At 71.0% G+C, this 9,814-nt stretch carries 8 protein-coding genes; 2 read left to right on the top strand and 6 right to left on the bottom strand.

Annotated features, from left to right (window positions below):
* Positions 1–25: 25 nt before the first annotated feature.
* From purB to CEY15_RS13425, 6 genes are all read right to left on the bottom strand, one after another.
* Positions 26–1,483 (bottom strand): adenylosuccinate lyase, encoded by a 1,458-nt coding sequence (gene purB / locus CEY15_RS13445; protein WP_095718878.1) that lies wholly within the window; start codon positions 1,481–1,483, stop codon positions 26–28.
* Positions 1,484–1,505: 22 nt separating this feature from the next.
* Positions 1,506–1,649 carry a hypothetical protein gene (locus tag CEY15_RS18505; RefSeq protein ID WP_156607098.1) on the bottom strand — a complete coding sequence of 48 codons (144 nt, stop codon included), beginning with the start codon at positions 1,647–1,649 and terminating at the stop codon, positions 1,506–1,508.
* A gap of 62 nt (positions 1,650–1,711) precedes the next feature.
* A complete protein-coding gene (locus tag CEY15_RS13440; protein ID WP_095718877.1) occupies positions 1,712–2,887 on the bottom strand; it encodes an aminotransferase class I/II-fold pyridoxal phosphate-dependent enzyme in 1,176 nt (391 codons plus the stop codon).
* A gap of 44 nt (positions 2,888–2,931) precedes the next feature.
* Positions 2,932–4,551, bottom strand: a complete 1,620-nt coding sequence (locus CEY15_RS13435; RefSeq protein WP_245847618.1) for an SLC13 family permease — start codon at positions 4,549–4,551, stop codon at positions 2,932–2,934.
* Positions 4,552–4,688: 137 nt separating this feature from the next.
* Positions 4,689–6,143: a family 43 glycosylhydrolase gene (locus tag CEY15_RS13430; RefSeq protein ID WP_095718875.1), complete on the bottom strand. Its 1,455-nt coding sequence runs from the start codon at positions 6,141–6,143 to the stop codon at positions 4,689–4,691.
* Between the two features lie 72 nt (positions 6,144–6,215).
* Entirely contained in the window at positions 6,216–7,865 is a 1,650-nt protein-coding gene (locus CEY15_RS13425) for an AMP-binding protein (RefSeq protein WP_176475114.1), read from the bottom strand.
* Positions 7,866–8,037: 172 nt separating this feature from the next.
* Here CEY15_RS13425 and CEY15_RS13420 point away from each other — a divergent pair, with 172 nt between their 5' ends.
* A complete protein-coding gene (locus CEY15_RS13420) occupies positions 8,038–9,177 on the top strand; it encodes an acyl-CoA dehydrogenase family protein (protein WP_095718874.1) in 1,140 nt (379 codons plus the stop codon).
* Positions 9,178–9,221: 44 nt separating this feature from the next.
* Positions 9,222–9,806: an isopentenyl-diphosphate Delta-isomerase gene (idi, locus tag CEY15_RS13415; RefSeq protein WP_095718873.1), complete on the top strand. Its 585-nt coding sequence runs from the start codon at positions 9,222–9,224 to the stop codon at positions 9,804–9,806.
* Positions 9,807–9,814 lie beyond the last annotated feature (8 nt).

Below are 9,814 nucleotides of genomic sequence, written 5' to 3'. Positions count from 1 at the left end.
GGATCACAGCTTGTTCAGCAGTCTCCTAGAGGATCGCGCCCGGGGTGTACCCGGCGGCCTCCGGGTGGCGGCGGGCGAGTTCCGTGGCCCGCGCGACCACCGCGTCGACCTGGTCTCCCGCCGCCCCCACGAACGCCGCGCGGTCGGACAGCGCCTCGTCGAGCGCCGCGCGATCCAGGGGCAGCCGGTCATCCGCGGCCAACCGGTCCAACAGGTCGGGTTCGCGGCCCTCCTCGCGCATGGCCAGCGCCACCGCGACCGCGTTCTCCTTGATCGCCTCGTGGGCCACCTCCCGCCCGACCCCCGCCCGGACGGCGGCCATGAGGACCTTGGTGGTGGCGAGGAACGGCAGGTAGCGCTGGAGTTCCTTGTCGATCACCGCCGGATATGCGCCGAACTCGTCCAGGACGGTGAGGAAGGTCTCGAACATCCCGTCCAGGGCGAAGAACGCGTCCGGCAGTGCCACGCGACGCACCACCGAGCAGAACACATCCCCCTCGTTCCACTGCGCGCCCGCGAGCTCGGCCGCCATGGAGCCGTAGCCGCGGAGCACCACCTGCAGGCCGTTGACGCGCTCGCACGAGCGGGTGTTCATCTTGTGGGGCATGGCCGACGAGCCGACCTGGCCCGGCTGGAACCCCTCCGTGACCAGCTCGTGCCCGGCCATGAGACGGATGGTCTGCGCCAGCGACGACGGCCCTGCGCCGAGCTGCACCAACGCGGAGACGACCTCGTGGTCGAGCGACCGCGGGTAGACTTGCCCCACCGAGTCGAACGTGCGGGAGAAACCCAGGTGCTCGGCGATCCGGCCCTCGAGCTCTGACATGGCGGCGGCGTCACCGCCGAGGAGGTCGAGCATGTCCTGGGCCGTCCCCATCGGGCCCTTGATCCCCCGCAGCGGGTACCGCTCCAGCAGCGACTCGACCCGCTCGAGCGCGACCAGCAGCTCGTCGGCGGCGGAGGCGAACCGCTTGCCGAGCGTGGTGGCCTGCGCGGCGACGTTGTGACTGCGCCCGGCCATCACGGTGTCGCGGTGGGCGACGGCGTGCTCGGCCAGTCGACGGACGGCCGCCACGCCCCGGTCGCGGACGAGCTCGAGGGAGCGCACCACCTGCAACTGCTCGACGTTCTCGGTGAGGTCCCGGCTCGTCATGCCCTTGTGGATGTGCTCGTGCCCGGCGAGGGCGTTGAACTCCTCGATGCGGGCCTTGACGTCGTGTCGGGTGACCCGCTCGCGCTCGGCGATCGACCCGAGGTCGACCCGGTCGATCACCGCCTCGTAGGCCTCGATCACGCCGTCGGGGACGTCGATGCCCAGATCCCGTTGGGCGCGCAGGACCGCGATCCACAACTGGCGCTCGAGGACGATCTTGTGCTCGGCGGACCACAGCGTGGCCAGGTCGGCGCTCGCGTACCGCGAGGCGAGGACGTTCGCCAGGCGGGGCTTGACGGTCTGCGGGGAAGCGGCGTTCTGAGCGGTCACGCCACCCAGTATCGCAGGGCGGTCAGGAGACCATGGATCCGCCGGTGGACCCGTTGAAGATCTCACTGGCGTTGACGTAGACCTGCTCCACCGTCAACGGGGCCTGCAGCAGCAGCCACGGGCGGAAGATGTACACGGCGGTGGTGATGATCTCGGCGGAACCCATGCGCCGACGGTAGCGTCCCCGGGCGTCCCCCGTGACCCGTTCTCACGGCAGGAGCACCGCTCTCACGGCAACAGCACGGCCTGGAGCCGATCCATGGCCTCGGCGATCGCCTCGGTGCCGCCGGCGAAGCTCAGCCGGACGGTGTGCCGCCCGTCGACGGTGTCGAAGTCGACACCCGGGGTCAGGGCCACCCCGGTGCGGTCGAGGATCTCGGCGCACCACGCCACCGAGTCGTCGGTCCACTGCGAGACGTCGACGTAGGCGTAGAAGGCACCATCCGGCGGAGCGATCCGTCCCACCCCCAGCTCGCCCAGGCGGCGTAGCACCAGGTCGCGGTTGCGGGCGTACCGCCGGACGTGCGAGTCGAGCTCAGCGGCGGAGACCTCTGTGAACGCGGCGACGGCGGCGAACTGGGCGTGCGCGGGCGGGCAGATGGTGAGGTTGCCGATGAGCCGGTCCACGGGGGCGTGCAGGTAGCGCGGCAGCAGCATCCACCCGATGCGCCACCCGGTCATGGAGAAGTACTTGGAGACCGACCCCATCACCACGGATTCGCGGCTGGTCCGCCACGCGCTCGCGCACTCCCGACCGTAGGCGACCCCGTGGTAGATCTCGTCACTGATGAGCAGCGTGCCCCGGTCCTCGCACCAGCGCGCGAGGGCGGCGAGTTCGGCGGCGTCGATGATCGTCCCGGTCGGGTTGGCGGGACTGGCCACGACGAGACCGGCGGGCGCGTGCCCCAGCTCCGCCGCGACGGCCTCGAGTTGGGCGACCGTGGGCTGGTACCGGGTCTCGGGACCACAGGCCACCTCGACGACGCGGCACCCCAACGCCTGGAGGGTGTTCCGGTACGCGGGATACCCGGGGCGGGCCATCACCACCGCGTCCCCGGGGTCGAACGCGGCCAGGAACAGCACGGTGAATCCGCCGGAGGACCCGGTGGTGACGACGACGTCGTCGGCGGCCACCTCGACGCCGTCGACCCTGCGGTGGTGGTCCGCGATGGCCTCCCGTAGCGGCCGGATGCCGAGGGCCTCGGTGTACCCGAGGATCTCGGTGTCCAACGCGCGTCGTGCCGCCTCCAGCACCGGCGCGGGCGCCGGCGTCGAGGGCTGCCCGGCGCAGAGCGAGATCACGTCGCCGTGCGTCTCCTGGCGCCGCGCGGCCGCCGCGAGGACGCTCATGACATGGAAGGGCTCGACGGCCGACCGGCGAGAGGGGGTACGCGCGACGCTCATGCCCCTGACGCTAGCGCCCCCGACACCGAGCGCCGGCGCCCACGTCAGAGGGCCAGGCCGAACACCCACACCATCAGGGTCATGGTGACCAGCGTGATGAGCACGATCCCCACGAGGTTGAGCCAGACACCACCCCGGATCATCTGCCCGATCGTCACGTATCCCGATCCGTAGGCGATGGCATTGGGCGGGGTCGCCACCGGCAACATGAACGCGCAGGTGGCGGCCAGCGCCACCGGAACGGCCAGGAGCATCGGATCGAGCCCGAGCCCCAGCGCCACCCCGCCCGCCACGGGCAGGAAGGTCGCGGCGGTGGCGGTGTTGCTCGTCAGTTCAGTCAGCATCAGGACCCCGCCCGCGGCGACCACGACCAGCAGGACGACCGGCAGCCCGCCGAGGCCTGCGGACTTCTCCCCGATCCACTCGGTGAGCCCGGAGCCGGAGAACTGGGACGACAGCGCCAGCCCGCCGCCGAACAGCAGGAGCACACCCCACGGCAGGGCGAGGGCGGCCTCCCACGTCAGCAGCCGCACGCCACGCGCGGTGCCCGCGGGCATGAGGAACAGCACGAGCCCGGCGATCAACGCGATCCCGGCGTCGGAGACCGGCGGGCTGTCCCACACCAAGGGCACCGCCACCCACGCGACCGCGGCCGCGATGAACACGGCCAGAACGCGCTTCTCGCCCGAGGAGATCGGGCCGAGGCTGCGCAGCTCGTCGTCGAACAGTTTCCGCCCGCCGGGGATCTGCTCGACCTCGGGCTTGAACAGGACCTTGGTGAGCAGGAACCAGGCGATGACCAGCATGACGATGGACAGGGGCAGACCGACCATCATCCACCGGCCGAAGCCCAGGATGATGCCGTGCTCGCTCTCGAGGTAGCCGGCGAGCAAGGTGTTGGGCGGGGTCCCGATGATCGTGGCCAACGACCCGATCGACGCAGCGTAGGCGATGCCCAGCATGAGCGCGGTCCCGAAGTTCGACCGGATGACGGCCTTCTTGACCTCGTCGGATGTCGGGTCCGACGAGGAGTCCATGTGGGGCAGCGCCCCATCCGGGTCCGCCTCCCCACCGGACCCACTCCTGCTCAGCTCCGAGGCCAGCATGAGGACCGAGACCCCGATCGGCAGCATCATGACCGCTGTGGCGGTGTTGGACACCCACATGCTCAGGAACCCGGTCGCGATCATGAACCCGGCGATCACCCGTGTCGAGCGGGTGCCCATCGCGCGGACGGTCAACAACGCGATCCGCCGGTGCAGGTTCCATCTCTGCATGGCGATCGCGATCAGGAAGCCGCCCATGAACAGGAAGATGATGTTGTTCCCGTACTGGGCGCCCACGTCGTCGACCGAGATGTCCTGACCCAGCACCGGGAACGCGATGAGCGGCACCAGCGCGGTGGCCGGGATCGGGATGCACTCGGTCATCCACCAGATCCCCAGCAGGAACGCCACGGCTGCGGTCAACCGCGCGTTGTGCTCCAGATCCCCCGGCATGACCGCGTAGACCACCAACGCCGCCACGACCCCCGCGACGGTCCCGATCACACTGCGGATGAACTCCCCGCGCGGCACGGCCCCGTCACGTTCGCCGGGCGATTTCTGCGCGATCTCCATTCCACGGGTGGGGTCCGGCTCCAGGCCGCTCAGGTGCGGGGCCATGACCATCCTCCGGCCGCTCGGTCGTTCCTGATCGCCGGTCGCCATTCGCCGTCCCCCTCGCGTGTCACACACCCCGGAGCGGTCCCCCGGGGTGCAGTGCACTCACCGTAAACGTGATCCGGGCGCGGGTCAGGCGATCAGCCGCCGAGGGAACCCAACGGTGCCGAGCCGAGTGCGCCCGAGCCCATCGAGAGCGACCCGTCGGGCGCCACCTCGAGGCCGAACACCGCCAGCTCGCGCACCGGCCCACCCGCGTCCCCGACTGACACGACGAGCTCGTACCGCCCCGGCGCGAGGGGCGCGGGGGGTACGAGGGTCACCGCGCGGGTGACGGTGGCACCGGCCTCGACGCTCTGGGGCACCGACGGCCACTGCTGACCGTCGACGAGGACGGGCATCTCCACCCGTTGCGAGCCCGGGCCGGTGAGCGTGGCTCGCAGCTCTCCCGCATAGGCGGCTCCCGTGGAGTCCATCCGCACCGAGGCGTCGAGCACCTGGCGGTCCCGGTCCGGCCGGAGTACCGCGTCCCCGACCGCCGTGAGCCGGACGGGCAGGGAGACGACCGGGTCGGCGGGCCGGGTCGACGACGGGGTGCCGTCGCCCACCACGGGCCACCCGCCGACCCAGTCCAGGCGGTCGAGCATCATGTAGCGCCGCTGCACACCGTTGGGGAGAACGGCGCTGCCGCGGGGCGCGGCGTGGTAGAGCATCCAGTCCTGCCCCGCGTCGTCGGTGGTCACGTCGACGTGACCCGGGCCCACCCAGTCGGCGTCACCCTTGAGGATCACATCTCCGGGGAGCGGCGCGCCCGGCGCCTGCACCAGCGGACGCTGCTGCCGGTCGGTGTACGGCCCCATCACGCTGTCGGCGCGGCCGCCCAGAACCCGGTACTGCGACTGCTCGCCGTCGCAGCACAATCCCGCGCTGGTGAACAGGTGGGTCCTGCCCTCTCTGGTGAGCACGGCGGGCGCCTCCACCCCCGTGCCCGCCACCCGGACGGGGTCCCCGACGAGCGCCGTGCCCGCGGGGTTCATCGGTACCGCGTGGATCCCCTCGAAATTGCCCATGAACATGACGGGCCCGTCGTCGGTGAACACGACCTCGGGGTCCATGGGGTCCAGGTCCTGGTAGGGGGCGTCGGCACCGAAGCAGACGATCGGCGCCGAACCGTGGGTCCACGGGCCCTCGATCCCCGGCGCGGTGGCCATGCCGATACAGGGGGCCGGGCCTCCGGTGGTGTAGTACATGACGGCACCGGTGTCGGTCACGTGGACGTCCGGGGCCCAGAGGAACGAACCCTGGGGCGCCCACGCCGGACGGGAGCCGAAGGCGTCCCCCACGTACTCCCACTCGACCAGGTCGAAGGAACGGAAGTGCGGGATGAGCCGGTAGCCGGCACCGTCCGACCAGTCGTCGGAGGACGCGTAGACGTGGAACGCCCCGTCCGCTCCCCTCTGGACAGACGGATCCGGCGCGATCGACGAGATCACCGGGTTGGCGCCGACGGGGACCGCCGCGGTCGCGGAGACGACGGGGATGACGACGGCCAGAGCTGCGGCCCCGAGGGCGCGGGCACCGCGTGAGATTCTCATCGGCCGATGATAGACCCGCAATCCCCCTTTATGTGACGGTATGTCACTTCGGTCCCGGGCGTCGTTCGCCTACTATCCCTGACTCGCCCGGCGTTCCTTGCGCAGCAGGAAGCGCTGGATCTTGCCCGACGGCGTCTTGGGGAGCTCGCGGACGAAGTGCACCTTCCGCGGGAAGGCGTGGGCGGCGAACTCCGTCTTGACCCACTTCTGCAGGTCCGCCACCGTGTCGTCGTCGCCCTCGACCCCTTCCCGCAGCACGACATACGCCTCGAGCACCTCGCCGGCCAGATCGTCGGGAACGCCGATGATCGCCGACTCCAGGACGTCCGGGTGCCTGGCCAGAACGGACTCCACGTCGAACGGGCCGATCCGGTAACCGGACATGATGATCACGTCGTCGTCGCGGCTCGAGAAGTAGAAGTGACCGTCGGCGTCGAGCGTGGCCGCGTCGCCCGTGTAGTACCAGCGACCGTCCGCGCTGAACCGCTCGGCCGTCTTCTCCGGCGCGTCGTGATACCCCGTGAACCACATGAGCGGGCTGTCGGGGACGTCGATCGCCACGCGGCCGAGTTCCCCGACCGGGGCGGGCTCATCGGCATCGGCCGCGAGCACGGTGCACGCCCAGCCCGGAAGCGGCACGCCCATGGAGCCCGGCCGGACGTCCTCGCGGAGCGAGTCGTGCCAGGGATTGATGATGAACATCCCGTGCTCGGTCTGGCCGTACTGGTCCCGGACCTCGACACCGAACTGCTCGATCGACCACTCGATCACCTCGGGGGTCAGCGGCTCCCCGGCGGAGGAGGCCCGGCGGAGCCTGACGTCCGGGGCGATCTCGCGCTTCGCCCGCATGGTCCGGTAGACGGTTGGCGCGGCAGCGAAGTTGGTGACCCCGTAGTACTGCAGGACCGCGAAGGCCAGTTCCGGGGTGTATCGGGCGTGGAGCAGCAGGCTGCGGCGCCCCACGGCCAGCGGACCGAGGATGCCGTAGTAGAGGCCGTACGCCCAGCCCGGATCGGCGCCGTTCCAGAACACGTCATCGGCGCGCACGTCCAGCCCGGTCTCGATGTACTGATGGAACGCGGCGAGCGCCCGGACGGGGACCACGACGCCCTTGGGGGTGCCGGTGGTGCCGGAGGTGAACAGCATGACCATCCCGGCGTCAGGGCCGGTGACGGCGGCGGCCCGGCCGGACTCGCGGGCGTCGACGATCGTGTGGAGGTCCAGATCCCCCTCCCGGGCCGCGGGGCAGTCCGCGAGCCCCGCCACGACGATCGGCACCGACGTGGTCTCGAGCTTGTCCCGCTGGTCGGCATCCGTCACGATCACCCTGGCCGCCCCGCCGGTGAGCCGCATCTCGATGGCGGGCCACGCGAACGCGGTGAACAGCGGCATGTGCACCGCGCCCAGGCGCCAGATCCCCATGAGCGTGAACACGAGGTCGGCGGACTTGGACATGAGGGTGGCGACCCGGTCCCCCTCGCCCACCCCGAGGGCCGAGAGCGCGGCGGCCACCTTCTCACTCCTCGCCCTGAGCTCGCCGTAGGTGATGTCCCGACCCGACAGGTCGGCATCGATCACGGTGAACGCCACCGCATCGGGATCGTGGCGGTCACACAGGAACTGCGCCGCACTCGCGCCGGGCACGTCGTAGATCGCCAGGAGCTCGTCCGGGGACAACGGGAGGGCGGCGGGTGGAGTGGTCTGGGCCATATCTGCAGACATGTCTCCGGATACTGCTGCACGGACCCGCCGCGCACCACCCACCGACGGGCACCCCCGCTTTCGGGGCTGGTACGACCGCACGGACGCCGTGCACTCTAATGAGACCACCCCTAGCGAGACCACCCCCAGCGAGACCAGCCGACATTTCCCTCAGCGACCCGGAAGGACCCCCATGGCCGTCGACAGACTGCTCCCCAGCGACGAGGCGTACGAACTCCTCGAGATGACCCGCTCAGTCGCGGACAAGCTGCTCGAGCCCGTCGCGGCCCGGCACGAGCGGGATCACACGTATCCCGAGGGTCTGTTCACGCAGCTCGGCGAGGTAGGACTTCTGGGACTGCCCTACCCGGAGGAGTTCGGCGGCGGCGACCAACCCTACGAGGTGTACCTGCAGGTACTGGAGGAGCTGGGCGCCCGGTGGGCGGCCGTCGCCGTGGCGACCAGCGTGCACGGACTGTCGTGTTTCCCTCTGGCCACCGCGGGAACCGACCAGCAGAAGGCCGACTGGCTGCCCGGCATGCTCGCCGGCGAGCAGATCGGCGCGTACTCCCTCTCCGAGCCGCAGGCCGGGTCCGACGCCGCGGCCCTGCGGTGCCGCGCCGTCCGGGAGGGTGACGAGTTCGTGGTCACCGGCACCAAGTCGTGGATCACCCACGGCGGGATCGCCGACGTGTACAACACCTTCGTCCGCACCGGCGAGGGGTCCCGGGGAATCTCGTGCCTGCTCGTGCCCCGGGACACGGAGAACCTGACGTTCGGGAAACCCGAGGACAAGATGGGACTGAACGGCGTCCCCACCACCACCGCCGCCTACGAGGGCGCCCGCGTCGACGCCACCCGTCTCCTGGGCGCCGAGGGCGACGGACTGCGCATCGCGTTCTCCGCCCTGGACTCCGGCCGGCTCGGGATCGCCGCGGTGGCCACCGGCATCGCGCAGCGCGCGCTGGACGACGCGGTCGCCTACGCCGGCGAGCGCGAGGCGTTCGGCAAGACCATCATCGGCCACCAGGGGCTGGGCTTCCTGCTGGCGGACATGGCCGCCGCCGTGGCCTCCGCCCGGGCCACCTACCTCGACGCCGCCCGACGGAAAGACGCCGGCCGGCCCTACTCGCGCCAGGCCTCGATCGCCAAGCTCACCGCCACGGATGCGGCGATGAAGGTCACGACGGATGCCGTCCAGGTGCTCGGCGGCGTCGGATACACCCGGGAGTTCCCGGTGGAGCGGTACATGCGTGAGGCCAAGATCACCCAGATCTTCGAGGGCACCAACCAGATCCAGCGACTGGTGATCGCCCGCGACCTCGCCGGCTGAGATCCCGCGGGCCCGTGGGACCCGCAGCACCTAGAGTTGACGGTATGCCCTCGCCCCCCGACGCCTCCGCCCCCGCCTCTGCGCCCGCCTCTGCCACCACCGAGTACGTGGTCCTCCTCTCGGACGACGGTCGTCCCATCGGCACCGCGGACAAGGCCACCGTCCACACCACGGACACGCCGCTACACCTGGCGTTCTCGTGCCACGTGGTGGACGAGGAGGGCCGCGTACTGCTCACCCGGCGCGCCCTGGACAAGCGCGCCTGGCCCGGCGTGTGGACCAACTCGTTCTGTGGCCACCCCGGTCCGGGCGAGGATCCCGCCGAGGCGATCGTGCGACGGGCCGAACGAGAACTCGGGACGCGGGTCGACGGGATCGAAGAGGCGCTACCGGACTTCCGCTACCGGGCGGTGGACGACTCCGGCATCGTGGAGAACGAGGTCTGCCCGGTGTTCACCGCCCGGATCCGCGCCGATCTGGCCCCGCGGGCGGACGAGGTGTGCGCCTACCGCTGGGCCCGGCCCGAGGACGTCCGCACGGCCGTCGAGGCCACGCCGTTCGCGTTCAGCCCCTGGCTGGTGGAGCAGGCTCCCCGGATGGCCCTCTACGCCCGGGGAGGACAGGCGTGACGCGTCCG

The sequence above is a fragment of the Dietzia natronolimnaea genome, from assembly GCF_002289575.1.
In the GTDB taxonomy this organism is placed as follows: domain Bacteria; phylum Actinomycetota; class Actinomycetes; order Mycobacteriales; family Mycobacteriaceae; genus Dietzia; species Dietzia natronolimnaea_A.
The sequence above is the reverse complement of the archived record's forward strand: the minus strand, read 5'-3'. Positions and strand labels throughout refer to the sequence as shown.

Excerpts from the sequence above, each read along its gene's own strand:
- CEY15_RS18505 (WP_156607098.1), bottom strand. The coding sequence starts at position 1,649 with ATGGGTTCCGCCGAGATCATCACCACCGCCGTGTACATCTTCCGCCCG.
- CEY15_RS13440 (WP_095718877.1), bottom strand. The coding sequence starts at position 2,887 with ATGAGCGTCGCGCGTACCCCCTCTCGCCGGTCGGCCGTCGAGCCCTTC.
- CEY15_RS13435 (WP_245847618.1), bottom strand. The coding sequence starts at position 4,551 with ATGGCCCCGCACCTGAGCGGCCTGGAGCCGGACCCCACCCGTGGAATG.
- CEY15_RS13430 (WP_095718875.1), bottom strand. The coding sequence starts at position 6,143 with ATGAGAATCTCACGCGGTGCCCGCGCCCTCGGGGCCGCAGCTCTGGCC.
- CEY15_RS13425 (WP_176475114.1), bottom strand. The coding sequence starts at position 7,865 with ATGTCTGCAGATATGGCCCAGACCACTCCACCCGCCGCCCTCCCGTTG.
- CEY15_RS13420 (WP_095718874.1), top strand. The coding sequence starts at position 8,038 with ATGGCCGTCGACAGACTGCTCCCCAGCGACGAGGCGTACGAACTCCTC.
- idi (WP_095718873.1), top strand. The coding sequence starts at position 9,222 with ATGCCCTCGCCCCCCGACGCCTCCGCCCCCGCCTCTGCGCCCGCCTCT.